The organism is Caldicellulosiruptor bescii DSM 6725 (genome assembly GCF_000022325.1).
In the GTDB taxonomy this organism is placed as follows: Bacteria; Bacillota; Thermoanaerobacteria; order Caldicellulosiruptorales; family Caldicellulosiruptoraceae; genus Caldicellulosiruptor; species Caldicellulosiruptor bescii.
Genome location: NC_012034.1, coordinates 1008161 through 1031317, shown reverse-complemented (window position 1 = coordinate 1031317; position 23157 = coordinate 1008161). Strand labels below are relative to the sequence as shown.

Here is a 23157-nt window from a genome sequence, read left to right as displayed (position 1 = left end):
CTTGCCAAGCTTTATTTTAAGACAATTCAATCAAAAAATCAATAAAAATTTTCAAAGACCCATTACAAACTCTATGTCTGGTCCATGCTGGTCAGAACATTATCAAAATAGTTTATATTGCACCTTTTCCCATCCCAGTGAATACAAACTTCACAGCTTATATCACCTTTGTGAGAATAACCACCATCGTTAAACTCTGGGCAGAGTTTGGCAACTGCTCTTTGCTGTTCCTTGCTTGCCATGTTTTTTATCACCTCTGGCTTGGTCTTAAAATACTTTCTATAATAAATAACTTTTCCTGTAAAGATGGTCTTTTATACGTCTTTAACACAAAATATGTGCTATAATTTATTTTAAAGCACAAATAGTATAGTACTGTGAAGGAGGCTTTAAAAATGAGCAAATTTTTTATGCCAACAAAGGTCATATTTGAAAAAGATGGTGTTTTGAAGAATAAAGACCTTTTCAAGCTTGGCAAAAGAGCTTTTATCGTGACATCTCCATCTTCTCTTATGAATGGTTCCTTAGAAGATGTAACAACTGTATTAAAGGAACTTTCAATTGAATATTCAATATACAGCAAAATTGCTCAAAACCCAAGCGTAGAACAGATAGATGAAGTTTCAAAATTGGCAAGAGAGTTTTCCCCAGACTTTATAATTGGAATTGGTGGAGGTTCTCCTCTTGACTCATCAAAGGCAGTAGCAGTGCTGTGTGCTGAAAAAAATCTAAAAGCGCAGGATCTTTTTGACTCAAAATTTGAAAAGTGCTTACCTATAGTTGCAATTCCAACAACATGTGGCACAGGAAGCGAGGTTACTCCATATTCAATTCTTACACTTAAAACCATTGAAAACAAAAAGAGCTTTGCGTCAGAATTAATTTTCCCGAAAATAGCAATCGTGGATTACAAATATCTTTTAACATTGCCACATAACGTTATTGTAAACACTCTCTTTGATGCTCTTTCTCATGTGATAGAAGGCTACCTTTCAAAATTCTCAGACCATATAATTGAAGCTTACTCTAAAAAAGCCTTGAGCTTGTTTGCAAGCTCAAAAGGTAATCTAAAAGAAAACACTCTAAAAGAAACTGACCTTGAAAAGTTTGCATGGATATCATTGATTGGTGGAATAATCATTGCACAGACAGGTACTTTAATTGTTCATCCTTTAGGTTACAATCTTACTTATTACCATGACATCCCACACGGAAGAGCCAATGCAATTTTACTTTCAAGCTTTTTGAGGCTTGAAAGCAAATATTTAAAAGAAGAAGTAAGCTTTGCTTTAAACTGCATGGGCTTTGAAAGCATAGACGAATTTTCTGAGTTTGTAAGATTTTTTGTTAAAGAATCTATTCCAAAATTGCCAAGTGACAGAATAGAATATTATGCAAAAAGAGCCCTCGAGTCTAAAAATGTAGCAAATTTAAGACATGCAGTCTCGCTTGATGAAATGATAGATGTTGTAAAAGGTTCGGTTGAGTAATTTAAAATAAATTCATAGTTATATAATCGATTTACAAGGGTATAATATAATCAAGAAAATTACTTATATGAGAGGTATATTGAGAAGAGGAGAAGTTCAGAATGGCAAAGCTACTGTATATAAAAGCTAATCCAAAGAGCAACCAGAGTTCAAGAACATTTATAATCTCGGAACATTTTATAAAGGTATACAAAGAATTTCATCCAAACGACCAGATTATTACTTTGGACCTTTACAAAGAAGGAATTCATTTTCTTTCTCAAGAGGATATCAACGATATCTTTGCTCCAAAGACTGAGGCATCAAAGCATCACCATATTTTGAAGTATGCTTATCAGTTTGCTGAGGCTGACAAGTATGTGTTTGCAGCACCTATGTGGAATTTGGGCATTCCCGCAATCCTCAAGGCATATATAGACTATATCACAGTCTCAGGAATAACCTTTAAATACACTGAACAAGGGGCTGTGGGTCTTCTTCGCGGTAAAAAAGCAGTTCATATCATGGCAACAGGCGGAGAGTACAAAACACTACCATTTTCGGACTTTGAGATGGCAAACAGGTACCTGAAAACAATTTTGGGTTTTATGGGAGTTGAGGATTTTAAAACGATAACAGCTCAACGGCTTGACATCGTAGGTGAGGATGTAGAAAAGATTATGTTCACTGCGTTGAAAGAGGCTGAGGAAATAGCAAAAGGATTTTAAAAAGAAAATTTTGGGAACAGATTAAAACAGGGGCTGTCAAAAAAAGATAATTTGATAGCCCCTTTCTTGCAATACAAAGTGTTCGTTTATTTCATACTTTGATACAGTAATTAGATTTAACATTATTTTTATTTTCCATATGAAACTGTCATTCCTGTTACAAAAGTATTCTTTTTTTCAAATATTTTTCGTACCTTTTTCTCTCTTAAATCATATTCAAAAACAGCGCTTGGATAAGCTTCAATCCCTTCACCAAACATCATTCTCTTTACATTTTTAGGAATACCGATAAACCAGAGTTTTTTTCCATCATTACTTAAATAACCTTCTATCGGAGAGGCAAACTCCTCAACAGGTGTATCTTTTATTTTTTTTAGCATACTTTCAGTTAGTATTGGCACTATTACTTTTGACTTTAGATCTAACTTGTATATGCCCGTTTCTCCCTTTTTTCTGGTAGAGTTTAGATAAATATTGGTTGCACTAAAAGTAATAATATTACTCTTTGGTACAAAACCTAAAGCTCCAATTGATCCCGCTTTGAGTTCAGTAATTTTTGTATATTTTTGATTTTTTAAATCAATGATGTAAAAAGTATGTTTTATTGAATCAACTGAGGAATTATCCTCATACATCTTTTTCTCATCCATAGATGAATAAGAGACAGTAAAAATATGATTACTATCAATCACTTCAATGCTATCAAATACCATATCAGAATTTATAGGTTTTACCATTTGAGCTTTTTTCTTTTCAACATCAAAAATCCATATTCTTGGTATTGGAGAACTCAATCCAACTCTTGATACACATATTTTCAAAGGTTTTTCACTGAGAATTTCAATATCTATTTCTCCAGCTTGATCATTAGTAACTTGGAATACTTTCTGATTTTTTAAATTCTTCACAAACAACTCCCAAGGTCCAGTTCCAATTGCATCAGCATACGCAAGCCATTCTTCATTTGTGGAAATATCACCAAAGGTCATGACTTCCCTGTTTTTAAGAATTAGTTCTTCCTTTTTCTTTTTAGGTATAACCTTCCACATATGAGTCTTTCCATTTTTATCATATACTGAGACAAGTAACTTTTCCACTACCTCTTCTTTACCGGCTTCTGCTTTATTATAAATTCCTAAAGATAAGGATAGTAGCAATAAAATTGCTACTATCCTTATTACATCTATTTTTAACTTTGAGTATTCCATTCTATTTTCCCCCTAAAAATTCCTTTACTTGTATTATGAATTTTTGAAAATGCTGTTTTTACCATATCCAATATTCTACCTTGCACATATGGACCTCTATCTAATATTTTTACTGTTGTGCTTTTGCCATTTTCAAGACTGGTTACCTTTACCCTTGTCCAAAATTCAATTGTCTTATGTGCAGCACTTTCGCTATCCAATATTACTCCTGCTGCTCCTTTTTTCCCTTCACCATTATACCATGAAATATAACCTGTTTCTGTATTCAACTTTTTAGCACCCTGTTGCAAAATGTTATTACTATTTTCATCATCGTTTGCTTTATTTTCTATTTTTTCTGATTTACTATCATTAGTTTTGATTTCATCTAATTCACTTCTTTTAAATCAATTTTCAAAGGTTCTTCTTGCCCCTGATGAATAACAACTGGTGCACCTAATGCGTCATATACAACTATCATTCCAGGCTCTACTTCAGGTAAATCCTCTTCAGGTAGCGGTTTACAATTTTCTGCTATTTTTTTGTCTTCTTTTGATAATGAAATTAAATTATCACTGCCTTCAGACAAAATAATTAATTTCCCATTTTCATCAAATGTAATAATCGTGCCTGGCTTCATATAAGAGGGTATTTTATTATTATGGCTTTTATCAATTTCGTTACTATTCAAAGCCGTTGCAGCTAAAGAATTCCAACTACTTAACACTAAAAGCAAAACTGAACAACAAGCAATGATTTTGACAAAGTTCATTCTAAGCATTTTTTTGGAAAACATCTACCATCCACCTCCCATTTTATTTTGCATCCCTTCATGGGCGCCCATGAAAGGTTAATGCCAATACCAGTTGAAATATCTCAAAATTAAAATAAATAATTTCTTTTTTATATTCCCTGGTATACCATCCTATTTGCATATAAACTATCTCATTTGCGAAAGGCAATATGGAAATTGCTATATTTATTAATATTCTCCTTGGAATTTTCACCTCAATTTTACTTTATTAACTTTCATCCTGTCAAACTCGTTTTTTTAGTTAATTTTAAGCAATTTTTAGCTATCAGCTCTCTCTTTCTTCAAATATCTCTAAATTCCTTAAATTTTCTCTTGTTTTTCCGCAAACAAATAGAAACCCCTTTAATTTTTTAGTAAAAAACTTTGTTATTTTATATCGTCAATTTTATACTCTTTTATTCCACTACTGCTTCTAATCTGAATAGAATTATCAGTAAACGTTACCGCTCCCGTTTCTTCATCCCACTTTACCCTTTTATTAATTACAATCCTTTCATCTTTAACTTTGCCTATATTAAGCTTCACTTCATCTTCAGCATTTATATCTTTCGTGTAGAATGCAATATCATTATTTTCAGAAATATAAGGACCTTTGAGGATACTCTCATTATCAGACGTTTCAAAAATGACTTGGTCATTTTTATAAATCTTTTCTCTGCCTCTCAGATTTGAAAAGTGTGGTTGCGGCAAAACATAATAAATATTTTCTTTCCGACTATCCCAAACAAATCCTATCCCATAATACTCTTTTACTTTTTGTAATTTGTTTGCATCAAGCAAGCAATAGACATCTAAACTTGGATTAACATAAAAGTTTTACCTTGAAATCACATCATAACTCACAATACCGCCCTTTATTTGAAATAATAGCTCAACCTTTTTATTTTTTAGTCTATAAATATTAGTATCAAAAATTTTATTAGGTACAAATGACTGATAGTTTCTGTCAATAAAATAAATTGCTTTATCATTTCCATATATCGGCCAATAGGCATTAATGTCTTTGGGCACATCGTTAACAATCTCCAACTTTCCAGTATTAAGGTCAAGAATAACTGGTTTTGATCTAAATGGGTCAATAATAGAAGAATAATCCCCAAATTCTCGATATTCTGGTTCTCCCTGTGCAAACATGTATTTATCATTTGAAATAAAGAAACCTGGTGAGTTGCATAAACCTGTAATTTCAGAAAATTCTCTTATAGTTCCGCTTTTTAAGTTTACAGCCATTAGATATACATATGGTGGAGACGCCGATGAGGAGGTGCTAATTACAACCCACTTATTATCGTTGCTTATAGCAGTAGAAAATATCAATCTATAATCTTGTGTTAAGGGTAAATTATCTATTTTTTCAGAGAGAATCTTTTTCTTTGTATTATTCTGCAAATCAATCATAACAAACGATGTAGCTGAATAGTTTTCCTTATTGTTATTTTCTCCACACACTATATATCTGCTATCACACGAAAGAGAAGGCCAGCAAAATTTGCCTTCTGCTATACGTGCCAATATGAACGAAGATTTTTTCTCATTACTCTTTTTTTTCTGATATTTCAATATATATAGTGCCTTTTCAGAGGCAATTACAAATTCTTCTCTTTCCTTGTTTACATTAATAAACTCAACCCTCTCATTTAGTCCTTGCCTATATACTTCTTTTCCGGTTTTATAATCAACCAGAATTACTTCTTTAAGATTTTGTGTATAAGCTACATAATTTTTCCCCCATGCAAAAAATCGACGTGGAAAAAGCGTAAAATTATTGTCAATCCCAGCATCTGTTGTTTTAAATTTGAATAATAATTTATCATTCCCTCTGCTGTCAACAAGTCTTCCCTCAAACTCTCTACCATATAACACATTTCGATTTTTGTTATTTAATACTTTTACATATCCTATTTTTTCAATGTCTGATTGAAGAAAATATGCATACAAAAATCCTATTAAAACTATTGCAAATAATATCAGTCCAGCAAAAAGAAGTTTTTTCATAGTAACTTTATTATTTGACTTCATGTACTCACATCCTTTTTCTTATTTTGTTATAAAATTATCAAAATTTTATTTAACACATTTGCAATAGAGGTTTTTAAACATCGTAAACCTAACAAATTTAAAGTTAAGAAATATGAAAATCCTCTCTTATGGTCAATTAGACATACAACCACAAGAGAGGCATCACTATCATGCATAATGCAATCAATAAAAATATACTTAATTACTTACAAAAGGACATTTGTATGCACCATATGAACTTTCTACATCAGACTTACTTCGCGCGCGGTGAATAACTTGAACATAACCTGGTCTTCGCCACAAATTAGGATTTGCTGCCTTTGAACCATCATAATTTTGTTTTGAACAATACCATTTGTAATTATTGTACTGGTAAGCAATAGACATTATTTGGTCTCTTGTCAGACCAGAAGTACCTATACTATATTTAGTAGTTTGCTCTTTAAACTGTGTAGCATAGTTCTTGTTTTCAATTAAATTTTCATTAATTCTCAATGATTCTTTATATTTGATATACTGCTCACTTGTCATCCATGAATCGACTTTTAATACATATACATTCTTTTCATACGGCAACAATACAAAAACATCACCGCCTTAATCACTTACCGTGAAATTTTGTTTTTTTACTTCGAAGTTTTTCTATCAGCCTTTTTAAAGATTCTTTTCTAAAATCAAAAGAGTCTTTAAAAATGTCTAATCTGTGACCATTAATTATAACTACATGATTATTTATCCATTTAACATCAGCTTTATCTTCCGGGTAGTTCCAGTATATGTTTCTAATTTTTAAGCCATTTTTATAACACAGCTCCCCTCTAACTCCATATGCTGTTGTTGCACCACCATTGATTAAGTAAAATTTAATTTTATATTTTCCATCAGGGGATAAAGATTCACTTAAAAATTCGCCATGCGGAAGTCTGTTTATATCAAAAAATAGCCAGTAGACAAAAAAAGAAAATAATAATATAAGCATTAATATTGTTTTCAGTAATTTGATTAATATTCTTTTAAAAGAACCATTGTTTACTTCAGCTGAACCATTAGATTTATAAACCTTGCTCATACCATGATATCCCTTTCCTAATTGCTTCTTGATCTTTCGGATCATCAAAATAGCTTTTATAGTAAGAAATATCCCATGTTCCAGATAATATTTGAACAAGTCCGTCAGCTGCACATAAAACTTATGCTGGAAGAGGTAGTGATCTACCTGTATATCCATAATGAATATTACCAATATCTTCTCCATGTATATACTCTATCTTACCATCAACAACGATTTTATATAATTTATTCCATCCATATATTCTTTTGTAATCCCAATCACCACCTTCTCTTACTTTAGATGTCCAATATGCAACTTTTGCAGAATACGCTAAGGCAGCATTTCCATTAATAATTAATGTTGATAAATAAATACCGTTCAATTCATTTACATTAGCTCTGCACATTTCTATCAAATATACACGCTCTGGCTCATCTGGATCATGCTGAATAACAATTGAATTTTTATTGCTTTTTACACTTTTATTTTTTAGTTGTATATTTTTTGAAAGCTGTATACTAAAATCATCTTTTACTTCTATAATTCATTCCTCTATAGCTAAGTTAAGGTATTTTATGCATTCTTTACACTTCAATATTAAATTATCGTCTTTGACTATATCTTTTATTGATTCATTGACAGTAATACTTCCATCATCATTAATCCTTAAATAATTTTTAGGACTTTTTAGCACAAGACTATTAATGTTGAGCAAACTTTCTATCAATTTACTATCTTGCAATGTATAGTTGCCAACTATCTTATATTTTTCATCTTCAGCATATGACAAAGAGAAGTTAAATACATTAAATATTAAATACAAAAATCGTCATAATACTTAAAAAAGCTAACTTCTTTTTACTGCTTTTCATATTCCCATTCCTCCTACCTATTTTATTTTGCATCCTCTCATGAGCGCCCATGAGAAGTTGATGCCATTGTAACTTGAAATCTTTTAAGTATAATAAACAAATAGACAAATAATGGTAACAAACATAAACATGTTGCAATATATTCTTTTTATATTCCCTGGCATACCATCCTATTTGCATATAAACTATCTCATTTGCGAAAGGCAATATGCAAATTGCTATATTTATTAATATTCTCCTTGGCATTTCTCTTTCAATTCTACATTAGTAATTTTACTTGGTCAAACTTGTTTTTTCTCTTTTTAGGCTGATTTTATGCAATTTTTAGCTATCAGCTCTCTCTTCCTTCAAATATCTCTAAATTCCTTAAATTTTCTCATATTTTTATGTAAATAAAAAGCTACCCCTTTCATGGAGGTAGCTTTTATATTCTCTCAAAGATGCTTTTTTTAGACTATATTCCTTTTTATCCTCACCAGTACCCTTCGCTTTTAACTTAACTTCAAAATTTTATTAACTCTTTAGTTACTTGTGTTATTGTCCATTTTTTGTTTTCTTATTAATTCCTCATACATCGTTTGCGATGCGCTTGGCGGCAATTTCTCATACATGGGTGGATTCTTCACCTTTTCTGCTTCTTTAATTTCTTCTGCTAACTGTTCTATAGTAATATTCAAAAATCTTTTCCTACTTTTTTCATCATACCACCAGCAAGCTGGATATACCGTGTTGTCATCGTTAACCTTGAAAATAAATCTGTCATCAGCTCTATGCCACCATATACCAGGTTTATCTGACTCCTCTAACATAAAGACAAATCTTTCTCCTGGGTTCATTTTGAAGAGATCTTCATTGTTGTCACAAAGCTTAGTAAATTCAAGGATTAGTCGTTTATCGGCTTTTCCTTTAAGAAACTTTTCAACTTCAATTGTAACATAAAATCTCGGTATTTGAATAATTACAGGATAATTTAAAGAGGAATCTTTATTCATTATTTTTGATAATACAGCATGCTCTGGTGTTCCTGGTTTTGCTTCTATATCTTCAAGTTTTTCATATTTATTAATAACTTTCCCAACAACTATTACTTTTGCCTTTTGAACTCCATATTCAAATGTTAGTGGTATTGCTAAGCCAATTCTTGTTACTGCACCTGTGAAGAAAGGTTTTTCATAGGATTTCATTTTAATAGCATTTTTAACGTAATGAACAAAGATGATAGATATACCTACAATCATTGTCAAACTAAACATCAAAGCTATAATTTTAGTTTTCTTTTTCATTCGATTTGCCCCCTTCATTTTTTACTTCCAATTTCGACAAGAAAAGCCATACATTATTTCCACATCATATATGTCATGTAGAGTTGGAAATTGCGCTAAGTAATCATAAGTCATAACACTTCTACCTGGTACTGTATTAGGTGGGTAAGGATTTAACAAGTCATCATAGCTTATATGACCAAGTCCTATAATATGTCCCATTTCATGCATTAGGATATACGTTCTCTCAAATTCGCTTGTACTTGCAGTTATATATGGACTTACGAAAATAGAACCAGCACCAATGTTTCTGTTGTTAATTCCTATAACATTACTTTCTGTAATTTGAATCCCATCTGTATTTGTGATGAAAGCAAATCCCGCCATATCCCCATTATTTCCAACGGTAGCTTTCCACTATTCTTTTGTCGGTGTCGCAAAGAACAGTTTAGCTGAATTGAATGAAGTATTTTCAAACTTCACATGTGAGTATGTGTGTATTTTTAGGTTCAAAGATCTTGCAAAGCTAGATGATGAATTTAAGCTCCAAGCATTGTTCCAGTTGTTTAGTGCATTGTTGTATACCTCAACAAATGGTGATTTCAAATAATCGCTATTAATTTTAACACATGGCTAACGCTATTTCAATCTCAAAATAACTCAACATTTTTTTATAACAAAAACTTGCATATTTCAGCTCAAAAGTGCTATTATTTAATTGAAGGAGGATGATGAAGATGAGCGATATAAAAACTATTCAAGAAGATATTAAACATGAGGTTGCTATTGATACAGTTATGGGACTTCTCGGTAAGCTAACCAATATAAAAATTAAAATTGAAGATTTGTCTCTTGATAACGAAACAAAAGAACGAAAGATTCAAAAAATAGAAAAAATCTTAAAAACACTGTGGAAAGAAAGAGATCTCATCTATCGTGGTGACAAAGATGCAACTGAAAGGGCACTAACTGCTTATGCTCTCCTCTCTCGGTCAATCGATGAAGAAAAAATTATAAACTCTAAAACCTTTTAAATCAAGAAGGGAAAAACACAAATGATTAATGAAAATCTTTATAAACTAAATAGTAAAGAGCATGATAAAGTTTTACATGATATAAGGGAAAAAATTTTTGAAAACAAGAGTCCAGTTGATTACCCTAAAATAATTATTCTTGGCGGACAACCTGGGGCAGGAAAAAGCAAAATAATAACATTATCAGAAAACGAATTTTTTAAAGATGGCAACGTTGTAAAAATAAACGGTGATGATTTTAGAAAATATCACCCGAAAGCTGAAGAAATATTTAAAAATTACAATAAGCTATTCGCCAAATTAACAGATCCAGATGTAAGAGAATGGACACTGAAAATCTTTGAAGAGAGCATGGATAAAAAATTTAATATAAAGCTTAGTAACTCCTCCTTCTGTAATTTTCCAGTACCACCGAACAGAATATTTCTGACCGATTATATAATACAATTCGTGAGAATAGGCAATGGTTAACAAAGAAGAAACTACGATTAAAATAATTAAGGCAATTGATATCACAATCTTATTGTATAACTTTTTTAAATTCTCAGCAATCATTTGCTTTTCCCCTCCTGTCAGTATACTTTGTTTTACTAATATTTGCTAATGATACTAAATTTATATTTTCTACAACATATTCACATACCACCTCCTCTTTAGGACTCTTAAAGAAGTTAATGCTCCTGTAATCTTGCAGATTGCTATATTTACTAATTTTCTCCTTGGCATTTTCACCTTAATTTTACTTTATTAATTTTCATCCTGTCAAACTCGTTTTTTTTTTTTTAGTTAATTTTAAGCAATTTTCAGCTATCAGCTCTCTCTTTCTTTTAATATCTCTAAATTTCTTAAATTTTCTCTTGTTTTTTCGCAAACAAAAAGCTGCCCCCTTCTCTGGAGGCAGCTTTCAAATTTTTTCGAATTTCCTTTTATATTATATCCCTTTTTACTCTTATTAAAGTACTATACAAAAACGGATGTAGGAAAAATGCAGGCAGAACTAACTCTATTACAATGCAGATATAAACTTCTATCAAAGCTAAAATTCTTAATAAAAGTACATTTATGGAAACATTTGGTTTGCTAACGAAATAAAAAAATATAAACTATGTCTTTAAAGATTCTTTAGGAAATAAACCAGCTTCGTAAATTTCTTGACATAATGGATCAGAAGCATAAAAACTACCTGTTTTGATATATGCATAAGCTCTACAGCCACCTCTACAAGTAGAGAGAAATTTACACATTGAGCAGACTCCTTTTAATTGATTTACATTGATATTTCTTATTTCCTCCATAACAAAACTGTACCAGCATTCTTCTATAGTTTTTTTTCTAATATTCCCAATAATTAATTCATTTATATTTAATAAACCATCACATGGTGCTATATTCCCATTAGAATCAATTCCTATTATGTTTGGAAATGTACAGTAATAACCTTTCCCATACTTTCTTGTTGATAATACTTTTGGTATTAAACCAGGTGGTAAAATAAGACTTAGCTCGGTAGAAGTATTTTTACTTACAAAATATTCTGCTATATTACTAAAAATATCCATTTTTTCTTTTACTGATACATCTATTGCAGAACAAGCTCTTCCTGTTGGAAGTAATGGAATTAATGCATATGTATCAACGTTTAATTCACAAGCTAAATCATATAACTTGAAAATTTGATTTTTGTTATCTTCCATTAATGTCGTTGCCATTATTACTGTAGTATCAGAATTTTTAAAATATCTCTTTGCTAAATTTAATGCTTTTATTCCTTCTCTAAAAGCTCCTATTTTATTTCTTATTTTATCATGTGTTTCTTCTAATCCATCTATACTAACTTGAAAAATCTTCAAATTAAATTTTGATAATATTTTTATTATTTCTTCGTCGATAGTAATTCCATTAGTACTCACTGAAATTCTCAATCCTTTATTATGTGCAAATTCACAAATTTCTAATATGTTTTCATTTAGAAAAGGTTCTCCACCATTTAAATACAAGTCTAAACAACCTGCCTCATATAACTGTTCAATTATCAATTTAATCTCGTTAACAGAAAGTTCACTTTGATAATCAAAATTTTTATTTGCTACATAACAATGTTTGCAAGCTAAATTACATTTGCGAGTAACTTTAACCGAAGCAGATAATATGGGTATGCTACTGAAAATATCTTCACTATTTACAAACATTTTCAAAATTCACTCTCCTACTATACAATCTGGCGGGAAAAGACCCTCTTCATATAGTTTTTGGCACGTTGGAAATGGTGCATGTATATCTTTATAATACGCATACGCTGAGGCACGACAACTACCTGCACATGTACTTAGAAATATACATTTACTACAAACACCTTTAATATCTAATCTATTTAGTTCGGACAACTTTGAAAATACATTAGACCTTTCCCATATATCCAAGACAGAAGATTCTCTTATGTTTCCTGCAATATACTCAGGAAAAGTAAAAAAACCATCACATGGAGCAACATCACCATTTGCTTCAATACCTATGATATTAGGAAATGCACAACATACCTCAAATTGCTTATGCAGACCTTCTTCTCGTAAATCGGCAGGTACTAAAGCTGGCGGAATAATACTATTTTCTGCTAACTTGAATTTTCCTTTATATTTTCTATAAGCACTAAACAAATCATTAATTGCTAATTTTAATTCTTGCGAAGTTACATCTAATTCACTATTAGCTCTACCAGCTACTAAAAGTAAAACTAAAGAATATATATCAACTTCATATTCAACTACAATATCAATTATTTTATTAATTTGATCATAATTTTCTTTCATAAGACAAGTAGCTATTGTCACATTTTTAAAATTCAACTCTTTTAATAATTTTAAAGCATTTATTGCTTTTTCGAAAAACCCATCACCTCTAATTTTATTATGAATTTCCTTAGGTCCATCAATACTAATTTGAAACATAGAAAAGTTTATATTTTGTATTTCTTTTAGTATATCTTTTGTGAGTAGAGAACCATTAGTACTTATTAATATTTCCATATTTTTATAGTACGCATATTGTAATATCTCTACTATATCTCCTCTTGCAAATGGCTCACCGCCTGTAAAAAAGATTTTCTTTACTCCAAATTCATCACTATAAACGTCTATTAGCTTCTTAATTTCTCGAGTAGTTAACTCATTATTAAATGGTTCACCTGAGTTACCATAGCAATGTTTGCAAAATGCATTACATCTTTTTGTTACTCTTATTGAAGCAGCAAGTATTGGTATATCACCTAATATCTTCCTAATTCTAATAGAAGTATCCACTAATTCCATTCATTTACCAATCCTTTCGATAAGATTCCCTTCTATCAATAAATTCAGGCAATTTTTTATATCTTCAATAATCATTTTTTTATCTTCATCAGATTGAGGCATATATTTTTCAAAGAACTTTTTTACAATTATATTCTCATCTACAGGTTCTCTACAACATTCCCATATTTCAAAAGCTGTCTTGTTTAAAGCAATTCCATTACTAAATAAATATCCATTTTTAAATATTCTATAATCCACTTTTACTTGTTTATATTTAGGCATCTAAACACCCCCCATTTTAATCAATATTTCAATATATCCTTTCAAAAAATAACAAAACAAAAACTGCTAAACCCGAAATTAAAATAAATACGGCACTTACAAACAAACCATATGAAATGCCTAAAACCTTTATAAAGTAACCAATTCCTATACCTGCTAAAATTTCGCCGCACGCTTCTGCAAATTGAAAAAAAGATAATGTAGTAGCCCTTATTTCAGAATCAATAAATTTATTTAGATAGCTTTGAAGATAAGGTCTAAGAATAACTTCTAATACAAAAAAGGACACTAAACATAAGTATGAGATAATATTTAAGTTTATAAAGATAGCAACAGTTAGTATTATAAACATTGAAATTTTTAGATTGCCAATTATTAATAAATCATTTTTTTTATTGTTAATCAACATGTTTTGTAAAAACATAAACGCAAGACCAAAAATAGCACTAATTATATATATATTGCTTATCCAAAAAACGTTGAATTTTCTATATTTTAAATATGTCTGATAAAATCTTTCTATACCATCAAATCCTATTGCAAATAAAAACATTGCTAATGACAATAACAATAGAGTTTTACTTGACATCACATAAGAAACAGATAATTTTATTTTATTTATTATTGACTTATTGATATTCGAACTACGAGATACTGGCAACGATTCAGGTACAAAAATACATGTTATTAAGGTAGCAATTAAATATAATACTGCTGACACTAAAAATGGCATAATAGTATTCATTTTGTACAAATGGGTTATAAAAATTGCTCCAATAATACTTCCAGCAATCAAAATAATGTACATTTTTCTCAACTCATTTTCAAGTTTATCGACTTTCCCTTTCAGAATCAAATGATCAGCTAACCATGCCTCTAATGCTCCAGATTCGAAAGAATCAGCTAATCCCATTATTAATACTGAAAATACAAACATATAAATTGTATTTCCCAATGAAAATAAGAAAAAAGCCATAAAATATAAAAAAGCTGATAAAAATAATGAAACTTTTCTACCATATTTATCTGCAAATGCCCCAAGAGGAATTTCTGTGATAAACCTAACTGTTTCCAAAATTGTACCTAATATGCCAATAAAAAACAAAGAAATTTTGTTGTTTGATATATGCAATATCCAAATAGGAAAAAATAACCCTTTTGCAGTGCCTTTTAAAAAAATTGTTACATAATAAGCTAACATAAAATCCCCTCGCGTTTCTTGATAGTAGTGGCAAGTCACTTTTAGTGACTTGCCACTAATGATTTAAACTTTGTGACCGCCCATTACTACTAAACCTCTAACTACCCTTTTAACAACAGGTTTAGAGTAATTTTTCATCGTTAAATAGCACCTCCTCTCTTGTTAGAATATTTTGTAATGTTATAAAACGCTCATTATGAGCGTTTTATGTAATAGTTTAGATGATCAAGTGTCAAATCATTCTTTTGTAAGATAAAATTGAACCTCAATAATTATATATAAGCATGTTTTAATATTTTCTTTTTTATATTCCCTGGTATACCATCCTATTTGCATATAAACTATCTCATTTGCGAAAGGCAATATGCAAATTGCTATATTTATTAATATTCTCCTTGGCATTTCTATTTCAATTCTACATTAGTAATTTTACTTGGTCAAACTTGTTTTTTCTTTTTTTAGGCTGATTTTATGCAATTTTTAGCTATCAGCTCTCTCTTCCTTCAAATATCTCTAAATTCCTTAAATTTTCTCATATTTTTATGTAAATAAAAAGCTACCCCTTTCATGGAGGTAGCTTTTATATTCTCTCAAAGATGCTTTTTTTAGACTATATTCCTTTTTATCCTCACCAGTACCCTTCACTTTTAACTTAACTTCAAAATTTTATTAACTCTTTAGTTACTTGTGTTATTGTCCATTTTTTGTTTTCTTATTAATTCCTCATACATCGTTTGCGATGCGCTTGGCGACAATTTCTCATACATGGGTGGATTCTTCACCTTTTCTGCTTCTTTAATTTCTTCTGCTAACTGTTCTATAGTAATATTCAAAAATCTTTTCCTACTTTTTTCATCATACCACCAGCAAGCTGGATATACCGTGTTGTCATCGTTAACCTTGAAAATAAATCTTTTATCAGCTCTATGCCACCATATACCAGGTTTATCTGACTCCTCTAACATAAAGACAAATCTTTCTCCTGGGTTCATTTTGAAGAGATTTTCATTGTTGTCACAAAGCTTAGTAAATTCAAGGATTAGTCGTTTATCGGCTTTTCCTTTAAGAAACTTTTCAACTTCAATTGTAACATAAAATCTCGGTATTTGAATAATTACAGGATAATTTAAAGAGGAATCTTTATTCATTATTTTTGATAATACAGCATGCTCTGGTGTTCCTGGTTTTGCTTCTATATCTTCAAGTTTTTCATATTTATTAATAACTTTCCCAACAACTATTACTTTTGCCTTTTGAACTCCATATTCAAATGTTAGTGGTATTGCTAAGCCAATTCTTGTTACTGCACCTGTGAAGAAAGGTTTTTCATAGGATTTCATTTTAATAGCATTTTTAACGTAATGAACAAAGATGATAGATATACCTACAATCATTGTCAAACTAAACATCAAAGCTATAATTTTAGTTTTCTTTTTCATTCGATTTGCCCCCTTCATTTTTTACTTCCAATTTCGACAAGAAAAGCCATACATTATTTCCACATCATATATGTCATGTAGAGTTGGAAATTGCGCTAAGTAATCATAAGTCATAACACTTCTACCTGGTACTGTATTAGGTGGGTAAGGATTTAACAAGTCATCATAGCTTATATGACCAAGTCCTATAATATGTCCCATTTCATGCATTAGGATATACGTTCTCTCAAATTCGCTTCTACTTGCAGTTATATATGGACTTACGAAAATAGAACCAGCACCAATGTTTCTGTTGTTAATTCCTATAACATTACTTTCTGTAATTTGAATCCCATCTGTATTTGTTATGAAAGCAAGTCCCGCCATATCCCCATTATTTCCAACGGTAGCGTTCCACCATTCTTTTGTCGGTGTCGCAAAGAACAGTTTAGCTGAATTGAATGAAGTATTTTCAAACTTCACATGTGAGTATGTGTGTATTTTTAGGTTCAAAGATCTTGCAAAGCTAGATGATGAATTTAAGCTCCAAGCATTGTTCCAGTTGTTTAGTGCATTGTTGTATACCTCAACAAATGGTGATTTCAAATAATCGCTATTAGTTTTAATATAAAGCTTAGTAACTCCTCCTTCTGTAATTTTCCAGTACCACCGAACAGAATATTTCTGACCGATTATATAATACAATTCGTGAGAATAGGCAATAGTTAACAAAGAAGAAACTACGATTAAAATAATTAAGGCAATTGATATCACAATCTTATTGTATAACTTTTTTAAATTCTCAGCAATCATTTGCTTTTCCCCTCCTGTCAGTATACTTTGTTTTACTAATATTTGCTAATGATACTAAATTTATATTTTCTACAACATATTCACATACCACCTCCTCTTTAGGGCTCTTAAAGAAGTTAATGCTCCTGTAATCTTGCAGATTGCTATATTTACTAATTTTCTCCTTGGCATTTTCACCTCAATTTTACTTTATTAATTTTCATCCTGTCAAACTCGTTTTTTTTTTTTTTTTTAGTTAATTTTAAGCAATTTTCAGCTATCAGCTCTCTCTTTCTTTTAATATCTCTAAATTTCTTAAATTTTCTCTTGTTTTTTCACAAACAAAAAGCTGCCCCCCTTCTCTTGGAAGCAGCTTTCAAATTTTTTCGAAGTTCCTTTTATATTATATCCCTTTTTATTCTCATCAAAGTATTGTACAAAAATGGAAGCAGGAAAAATGCAAGCAGAACAAGGCCTATCACAACACAGATGGAAACCTGCATTAATGTCAAAATCCCAGATGGCAGCATTGCCGCAAATGTGCCAGCTAAAATTATCACCGCTGATGTTACAACATGACCAATGTTTGCTGAGGTAAACTTAAGTGCTTCTGAAAGTTCTAAATTTCTATATTCGTAAAACCTTATCAGTAAAAATACACTGTAGTCTATACCCAGAGCTAATAACACAACAAAGGTGAAAAATGGCACTGCCCAGTTGAGTGCTTCGTACTTGAATATTCCTTTGAAAATCATCTCTGCTATTGAAAGATATAAACATAATACTTAGCAAAAACTATTAACAGAAATACTTCAATAACGAAAATTAATTTTGAAAATATTTAATTATTTTCTTCATTTAGATGAAAACTTTTCACTTTTGATAAATAAAAATTGAACAGTAAACATAAAGATTAAATAACTCAAAAGTATAAAAAATGATCCTAACAGCGAATTATATGCTTGATTCTCAGGAACTATTATTATGCTTCCATATTTTAAATTTTTAAAAAATCCATTTAAGAAACCGTATATATTAAATATAACCAAAAACTTTATATAAAAAGCTTTGATAGAAAATTTATGAATTGCTGGTTCAAAAAATATCAGAAATAAGGGTAAACTTAAAGAATAAACAAAATTCTTAGTTAACAGATGCAACGTATATGATAAATTTCCCACCAAATATAAACAAAAAACAACACTAATTAATTGTATAATTAGTTTGTACCATGGTAAAGTAATAGCAATTATAACTTCATCAAAAACCACACCCAAAAGTATAGAAATCAAACTGAAAAGTAAAGAACACCAAAATATTGTAAATTGCTTAAGTAAAAAAAAAGTATTTTCTTTTCAGAATTGTAGAATAAATAAAGAGTAAATTTGCTTGGTATTCTCTATCACATATTAGAGCAGAAATAATTGTTATCGCTATACCGCCAATTAAATTACAATATAACAACAAACCTGATGCATAAGGAGAAAAAATACTATTTGAAGTTATGTCTCTATTTGTGTTTCTATATATCATAATCATTAGTATTACGTAGAAAAAATATATTAAAAGAATAAGTTTAGATTTAAACAGCTTTTTTATCTCAGATTCTAATGTTTTGAAGCTTATCACTATACCACCTACCACTCGTAACATATAATTATCAAATCACTTAAAAATTCATATCTCAATTGGTACATTAAATTATTAGTACCAATTGATTACTGGAAATTCATTTTGATAATGCACCTTTCTTAAAATACTCACTTCTCAAAAATTGAATATTAAAATTGACTGCTACAGTTTAAATTTGCCCTTTATCTTTGGTAAACTAAAATCAGAAAAAGTTTAAGCCTGATTTAGTTTATTTGGATATTTTTGAACACCTCCTGCTGGACGTGCTTTGATATCTGCACGCCACAGCTTGAGAAAGACTTCAGCCCCAAAGGATTACATGAGTAATGTTTACTCGAAGGCTTAAGCACTAGCAGTTTACCACATCTGATTTGAGCATGTCAGATGTGTGCTACAGCATAAACTGCTCAAGTAGCTCTAATATCGGCGAGGCTGCTATTGTCATGTAATCCCCAGGGATAAAGGGCTTAATACTTTTTCTTACCACTACTTGCAAAAAGGAGGTCTTCAAATTGCCAAATACTTTAATAGTGGGCATTGATATCAGTAGTCAGTCAAATTCTATCTTCTTCGTCGATGATGCCGGTAATCACTTGATTAAAAAATCTTTTTCCTTGCCTAACCATCAAGAAGGTGCTAATGAATTAATCAGAAGGAGTTATTGATTACTTCAGCCAGTACAATCTATCCTACGTTAAATTTGGCATGGAAGCAACTTCACATTACGCTTGGCATCTGCACTTGTATCTTGCTTCTTCATCTGAACTGCTGCCATATAAACCAACTTTTTATGTTCTCAACCCAAGCATAGTCAAAGGCTTTAAAAAAATCTATACTTTCTTGCCTAAAACAGATAGCATCGATGCAATTATCATCGCTTCAATAGTGTCAGGTTCAGCAAACTCAACCCAACACCTTTGCCTGATTTTAAATATGCTGCGCTACAACGCCTTACCAGAATGCGCTATCATCTTGTTCACAATTTGACACGTGAAAAAAACAGAGCCCTCAATCTCATATACCTTAAATTCTCTACTTATTCTCAAGACTGTCCATTTTCAGATATCTTCGGTAAAGCTTCTTGTGCTATCATCGAAAACTTTACACCTGACGACATTGCCTCCATGCCACAAGAAAGATTTAATTAAGTTCATATCCGATAACGGCAACAATAGACTCTCAGATGTCAATAAAATCGCTGAAATACTTAAAACCGAGGCTCAAGCGTTCATACAGATTACATCCTCTGTTGGCTGAGGCAAATGACTTAGCTTTGTCTATGACTCTTGAAAACATCAGATTTATGCAAGAACAACTCAAAAAACTCGACAAAGAAATCTCTAAACTACTTAAAGCTTTCTCTCAAACCCTGACTACCATCCCTGGCATAGGAGATGTTCTTGCAGCTGCTATCTGTACTGAAATCGGTGATATCAAGCGTTTCAAAAATGTAGCTGCTTTGGCAAAGTATTCTGGCTTGATTTGGACTTAGTACCAATCAGGCAACTTCAATGCCCAAGATGTTTCATTAGCTAAGTGTTGTAACCAATATTCTCAGAATACTATCTTGTTGAAGCTGCTAACTGTGTACTGTAGCACACAGTACGTTACAAAGCCTTCTACAACAAGAAGTTTTCAGAGGTGGACCTGTCATCAGCATAAACGTGCCCTCGTCCTCACCGCAAGACGATTAATTCCTCTGATCTTTGCAATGCTCTAGCCTTGGTCAAATATATCAAGAAAGAGGTGATGTTTACAATACTTAGTTAGTCCCAATTTTTTAATTTAATAATCTTTCCCAAACAAGCTGCCAGTTAAATTTTTCCATGCTGAGCGGCTCGGTATTCTATTGCCTTTTTCACCCTAATTATCTAAAAAAATTTTTTTAAAAACCTCCTTGACATTATACCGTTTGTCTTAGTAATACAATACTTTACTCTATTTTTATATACCCTTCTCCTACACCTTTATGAAAAGCAAGAATAACCTCATACTCTCCATTTTTCAAGTTACTGATCTCTAACTTTTCATCTTTTTCATCCCCAATGTCTTTTTTGTAAATTATCCTGCCTCTTCTGTCTTTTATTTTAATTGTTACCTTATTAGTACACTTTATGTGTTGACAATTAAGCACCAATGAATCCTTGTTTACATAAATCAAAAAAGGTTTTTCTTGTCCATATGTAACACTGTAGTTAAATTTTATTTCTGTTGTATATTCTTTTGTGCCAATCCTATTAATAGAAGTATTATAACTTATTTTATCACTACTTAACTGCCGAAAATTTACTAAATTAAAAAACAACAACACACCTAAAAATAGAAAACAAACCAAAATAACTTTTAGTAAAAATTTGGCTCTCATTTGCTCAACCACCACCACCTGTACACACTAATTATCTGAAACAAAAAAAGCCAATTAGTAATATAATTACTAAAAACACTATAAGATAACTAATAGAAACTAATAACAATAGATTGAAACTATTTAAAATGCTCTTATCAATCAATTTTATTGTTACATAATTTTCTGAAGAAGCTATATTAGAAAAAACTTGAGATATTAACATAGAATTAACTGTAGTAAACCAATATTGATTTAAATATTTAAATACATTAGAGATGTTACATAAAATATTTATCAAAAACGGTAACAATACTGCAACAGAAATCGCAACATATATTTTTCTTATAACGATTGCTAATATATATGAAAAAAGACTTAATTCAAATGAAATCAGTAGTACAACTAACGATTGTCCGATTAATCTTTTAAAATTAAATCTAAATTCAATATCAGAAATTCGAAAAACACAGAATACGTTTGTGATTATAAATGTAATTAACAAAATTCCAATCAATAAAATAAGTAGTGTAAATATTTTGAGAACATGTTGTTTTATTCTACCTTCAAATATATGAGAAAAACAAAAAGTGTTACTATGAAACTCATATCCTCCTACGTACCCTCCAAGTACAGCTCCTAAAAACAGAACATGCATTATATAAAAGAAAATCAATGAAAATGAATTTAGCTTTTCTAATTCAATCTTATATAAATAAACTCCTGAAGTTTTATTAAAAAACCTTAAGTTGTTGAATAAATAATTATACCATTAATGTTACTATATAGGATTACAAATTATTCCACGTGTATTTAAAAGAAAATTTACAGTTTTCAATTTTTTGAATATAGACTTCTATCAAATAAGTAATCATTATCCAGTCCACATGCCTCTTATACGTTCTAAAACCTCTTAACCTTACTTGTTCTAAATTGTATTCTCCTTTTAATTTCCCAAATAATCTTTCAATTTTTGTCCTTTGCTTATACAACCTTTGCCCTTCTTCACTTCCTAAAAATTCTATATTCTTTATCCTCAAAATATTTTTTACATTACCGAAATCCTTACTATTTCTCTTATTTACCGCCGCTACAAACTTTATCTCAAGTTTATCTGCCACCTCAAACCACTTTACACAATCATAACCTGCATCCGCTAATATCACATCAAGCCAAATATCTTAGATCAATACAAAAGTTCTACTACTTTACTGTCATGGACATTTGCACGTGTCAACCACCATACTATTGGTATAACCTCATCTCCAATTGTTGCTATTACATGTAATTTATATCCATTGTAAAAACCTAAACTAATACATACTCCTGTTCCTGCTTCTTTGTCACCCCTCAAACTTCTCAAAGGGGTAGAATCTATAGCACAAATTTTTGTCTGTGGATCTATTTCTCTCACTAAAATTCTTGCTATTCCTTCTATATATTCTTCTTCAATTATCTTGGCCCATTTCGAAAAATATGAATGATCGGGGCTCTTCTCTATCCCTATAGCTTTTTTAAATTCTTCATCTTCGTTTATCTTGTATTCTAATTCCCTGAAGCTGTTTATCTTGTTTTTGACTTTGTAAACAAAACAAGCTATTATATGGCTTAACTTAAACTTCTTTGGTTTTTTACTTCTGCTGCTTTTTATCTTTAATCCCAGAGCTTTTATTACTTTCTCAATTGTCATAAGTATCTTTAAAAATTTTTGATTTTGTGTTTTAATAAAATTAGTCATTGCCATCCTCCTTTGTTATGTGTTTTT

General features: G+C 30.6%; 22 protein-coding genes and 3 pseudogenes. 5 read left to right on the top strand and 20 right to left on the bottom strand.

Going from position 1 to position 23157, the window contains the following annotated elements:
- Positions 1-71: 71 nt before the first annotated feature.
- Positions 72-242, bottom strand: coding sequence for a hypothetical protein (locus ATHE_RS14760; protein WP_013403648.1), 171 nt, complete (start codon positions 240-242; stop codon positions 72-74).
- A gap of 153 nt (positions 243-395) precedes the next feature.
- On the opposite strand from ATHE_RS14760, the gene ATHE_RS04655 reads away from it, so the two are divergent.
- Positions 396-1490, top strand: a complete 1095-nt coding sequence (locus ATHE_RS04655; RefSeq protein ID WP_015907457.1) for an iron-containing alcohol dehydrogenase family protein — start codon at positions 396-398, stop codon at positions 1488-1490.
- A 101-nt stretch (positions 1491-1591) separates the two neighbouring features.
- Entirely contained in the window at positions 1592-2197 is a 606-nt protein-coding gene (locus tag ATHE_RS04650) for an FMN-dependent NADH-azoreductase (RefSeq protein WP_015907456.1), read from the top strand.
- Between the two features lie 128 nt (positions 2198-2325).
- On the opposite strand, the gene ATHE_RS04645 is transcribed toward ATHE_RS04650, so the two are convergent.
- The 10 genes from ATHE_RS04645 to ATHE_RS14985 all read right to left on the bottom strand — a co-directional run bounded on the left by ATHE_RS04645 (position 2326) and on the right by ATHE_RS14985 (position 9789).
- Positions 2326-3405, bottom strand: coding sequence for a hypothetical protein (locus ATHE_RS04645; protein ID WP_015907455.1), 1080 nt, complete (start codon positions 3403-3405; stop codon positions 2326-2328).
- Positions 3387-3674 carry a septal ring lytic transglycosylase RlpA family protein gene (locus ATHE_RS04640; protein WP_015907454.1) on the bottom strand — a complete coding sequence of 96 codons (288 nt, stop codon included), beginning with the start codon at positions 3672-3674 and terminating at the stop codon, positions 3387-3389. The genes ATHE_RS04645 and ATHE_RS04640 overlap by 19 nt, the downstream gene beginning before the upstream one ends.
- Positions 3675-3772: 98 nt before the next feature.
- Positions 3773-4180, bottom strand: coding sequence for a hypothetical protein (locus ATHE_RS04635; RefSeq protein WP_015907453.1), 408 nt, complete (start codon positions 4178-4180; stop codon positions 3773-3775).
- A gap of 384 nt (positions 4181-4564) precedes the next feature.
- Positions 4565-4978, bottom strand: a complete 414-nt coding sequence (locus ATHE_RS04630) for a hypothetical protein (protein WP_015907452.1) — start codon at positions 4976-4978, stop codon at positions 4565-4567.
- A gap of 36 nt (positions 4979-5014) precedes the next feature.
- Positions 5015-6217: a hypothetical protein gene (locus ATHE_RS04625; protein ID WP_015907451.1), complete on the bottom strand. Its 1203-nt coding sequence runs from the start codon at positions 6215-6217 to the stop codon at positions 5015-5017.
- A 198-nt stretch (positions 6218-6415) separates the two neighbouring features.
- The gene (locus tag ATHE_RS04620) at positions 6416-6793 is read right to left on the bottom strand and encodes a hypothetical protein (protein ID WP_231503281.1); all 378 of its coding nucleotides are present in this window, start codon (positions 6791-6793) and stop codon (positions 6416-6418) included.
- 25 nt (positions 6794-6818) lie between these two features.
- On the bottom strand, positions 6819-7286 hold the full coding sequence (locus tag ATHE_RS04615; RefSeq protein ID WP_041727110.1) for a DUF5412 family protein: 468 nt from the start codon (positions 7284-7286) through the stop codon (positions 6819-6821).
- A 121-nt stretch (positions 7287-7407) separates the two neighbouring features.
- Positions 7408-7674 (bottom strand): polymorphic toxin type 44 domain-containing protein, encoded by a 267-nt coding sequence (locus tag ATHE_RS14990; RefSeq protein ID WP_232422018.1) that lies wholly within the window; start codon positions 7672-7674, stop codon positions 7408-7410.
- A gap of 987 nt (positions 7675-8661) precedes the next feature.
- A complete protein-coding gene (locus tag ATHE_RS04605) occupies positions 8662-9423 on the bottom strand; it encodes a hypothetical protein (RefSeq protein WP_015907446.1) in 762 nt (253 codons plus the stop codon).
- A 21-nt stretch (positions 9424-9444) separates the two neighbouring features.
- Positions 9445-9789 (bottom strand): zinc metalloprotease, encoded by a 345-nt coding sequence (locus ATHE_RS14985; RefSeq protein WP_015907445.1) that lies wholly within the window; start codon positions 9787-9789, stop codon positions 9445-9447.
- A gap of 350 nt (positions 9790-10139) precedes the next feature.
- Here ATHE_RS14985 and ATHE_RS04595 point away from each other — a divergent pair, with 350 nt between their 5' ends.
- Positions 10140-10436, top strand: a complete 297-nt coding sequence (locus ATHE_RS04595; RefSeq protein WP_015907444.1) for a hypothetical protein — start codon at positions 10140-10142, stop codon at positions 10434-10436.
- A 21-nt stretch (positions 10437-10457) separates the two neighbouring features.
- The gene (locus ATHE_RS04590; RefSeq protein WP_015907443.1) at positions 10458-10907 is read left to right on the top strand and encodes a zeta toxin family protein; all 450 of its coding nucleotides are present in this window, start codon (positions 10458-10460) and stop codon (positions 10905-10907) included.
- 632 nt (positions 10908-11539) lie between these two features.
- Here ATHE_RS04590 and ATHE_RS04585 read toward each other — a convergent pair.
- From ATHE_RS04585 to ATHE_RS04555, 7 genes and pseudogenes are all read right to left on the bottom strand, one after another.
- Positions 11540-12625: a radical SAM/SPASM domain-containing protein gene (locus ATHE_RS04585; RefSeq protein WP_015907442.1), complete on the bottom strand. Its 1086-nt coding sequence runs from the start codon at positions 12623-12625 to the stop codon at positions 11540-11542.
- A 9-nt stretch (positions 12626-12634) separates the two neighbouring features.
- Complete coding sequence (locus ATHE_RS04580; RefSeq protein ID WP_015907441.1) at positions 12635-13741, bottom strand: radical SAM/SPASM domain-containing protein; 1107 nt, start codon at positions 13739-13741, stop codon at positions 12635-12637.
- Complete coding sequence (locus tag ATHE_RS04575; protein ID WP_015907440.1) at positions 13742-14005, bottom strand: PqqD family protein; 264 nt, start codon at positions 14003-14005, stop codon at positions 13742-13744. It lies immediately after the preceding gene.
- Between the two features lie 28 nt (positions 14006-14033).
- A complete protein-coding gene (locus ATHE_RS04570) occupies positions 14034-15206 on the bottom strand; it encodes an MFS transporter (RefSeq protein WP_015907439.1) in 1173 nt (390 codons plus the stop codon).
- Between the two features lie 677 nt (positions 15207-15883).
- Positions 15884-16645, bottom strand: coding sequence for a hypothetical protein (locus tag ATHE_RS04565; RefSeq protein WP_015907438.1), 762 nt, complete (start codon positions 16643-16645; stop codon positions 15884-15886).
- Positions 16646-16666: 21 nt separating this feature from the next.
- Entirely contained in the window at positions 16667-17356 is a 690-nt protein-coding gene (locus ATHE_RS04560) for a hypothetical protein (protein WP_232422007.1), read from the bottom strand.
- 458 nt (positions 17357-17814) lie between these two features.
- Positions 17815-18218: pseudogene (locus ATHE_RS04555) on the bottom strand (MMPL family transporter); the annotation flags it as partial.
- Between the two features lie 1342 nt (positions 18219-19560).
- Here ATHE_RS04555 and ATHE_RS15460 point away from each other — a divergent pair.
- Positions 19561-20814: pseudogene (locus tag ATHE_RS15460) on the top strand (IS110 family RNA-guided transposase).
- A gap of 167 nt (positions 20815-20981) precedes the next feature.
- On the opposite strand, the gene ATHE_RS04535 reads toward ATHE_RS15460, so the two are convergent.
- Both ATHE_RS04535 and ATHE_RS04530 read right to left on the bottom strand, forming a co-directional pair.
- Entirely contained in the window at positions 20982-21413 is a 432-nt protein-coding gene (locus tag ATHE_RS04535; RefSeq protein WP_015907435.1) for a DUF3244 domain-containing protein, read from the bottom strand.
- Positions 21414-22183: 770 nt separating this feature from the next.
- Positions 22184-23130: pseudogene (locus tag ATHE_RS04530) on the bottom strand (transposase).
- Between the last annotated feature and the right edge of the window lie 27 nt (positions 23131-23157).

Bases quoted from the DNA above. Each gene is read 5' to 3' on its own strand.
- ATHE_RS14760 (WP_013403648.1), bottom strand. From the start codon at position 242: ATGGCAAGCAAGGAACAGCAAAGAGCAGTTGCCAAACTCTGCCCAGAG.
- ATHE_RS04655 (WP_015907457.1), top strand. From the start codon at position 396: ATGAGCAAATTTTTTATGCCAACAAAGGTCATATTTGAAAAAGATGGT.
- ATHE_RS04650 (WP_015907456.1), top strand. From the start codon at position 1,592: ATGGCAAAGCTACTGTATATAAAAGCTAATCCAAAGAGCAACCAGAGT.
- ATHE_RS04645 (WP_015907455.1), bottom strand. From the start codon at position 3,405: ATGGAATACTCAAAGTTAAAAATAGATGTAATAAGGATAGTAGCAATT.
- ATHE_RS04635 (WP_015907453.1), bottom strand. From the start codon at position 4,180: ATGTTTTCCAAAAAAATGCTTAGAATGAACTTTGTCAAAATCATTGCT.
- ATHE_RS04625 (WP_015907451.1), bottom strand. From the start codon at position 6,217: ATGAAGTCAAATAATAAAGTTACTATGAAAAAACTTCTTTTTGCTGGA.
- ATHE_RS04615 (WP_041727110.1), bottom strand. From the start codon at position 7,286: ATGAGCAAGGTTTATAAATCTAATGGTTCAGCTGAAGTAAACAATGGT.
- ATHE_RS14990 (WP_232422018.1), bottom strand. From the start codon at position 7,674: ATGTGCAGAGCTAATGTAAATGAATTGAACGGTATTTATTTATCAACA.
- ATHE_RS04605 (WP_015907446.1), bottom strand. From the start codon at position 9,423: ATGAAAAAGAAAACTAAAATTATAGCTTTGATGTTTAGTTTGACAATG.
- ATHE_RS14985 (WP_015907445.1), bottom strand. From the start codon at position 9,789: ATGGCGGGATTTGCTTTCATCACAAATACAGATGGGATTCAAATTACA.
- ATHE_RS04595 (WP_015907444.1), top strand. From the start codon at position 10,140: ATGAGCGATATAAAAACTATTCAAGAAGATATTAAACATGAGGTTGCT.
- ATHE_RS04590 (WP_015907443.1), top strand. From the start codon at position 10,458: ATGATTAATGAAAATCTTTATAAACTAAATAGTAAAGAGCATGATAAA.
- ATHE_RS04585 (WP_015907442.1), bottom strand. From the start codon at position 12,625: ATGTTTGTAAATAGTGAAGATATTTTCAGTAGCATACCCATATTATCT.
- ATHE_RS04580 (WP_015907441.1), bottom strand. From the start codon at position 13,741: ATGGAATTAGTGGATACTTCTATTAGAATTAGGAAGATATTAGGTGAT.
- ATHE_RS04575 (WP_015907440.1), bottom strand. From the start codon at position 14,005: ATGCCTAAATATAAACAAGTAAAAGTGGATTATAGAATATTTAAAAAT.
- ATHE_RS04570 (WP_015907439.1), bottom strand. From the start codon at position 15,206: ATGTTAGCTTATTATGTAACAATTTTTTTAAAAGGCACTGCAAAAGGG.
- ATHE_RS04565 (WP_015907438.1), bottom strand. From the start codon at position 16,645: ATGAAAAAGAAAACTAAAATTATAGCTTTGATGTTTAGTTTGACAATG.
- ATHE_RS04535 (WP_015907435.1), bottom strand. From the start codon at position 21,413: ATGAGAGCCAAATTTTTACTAAAAGTTATTTTGGTTTGTTTTCTATTT.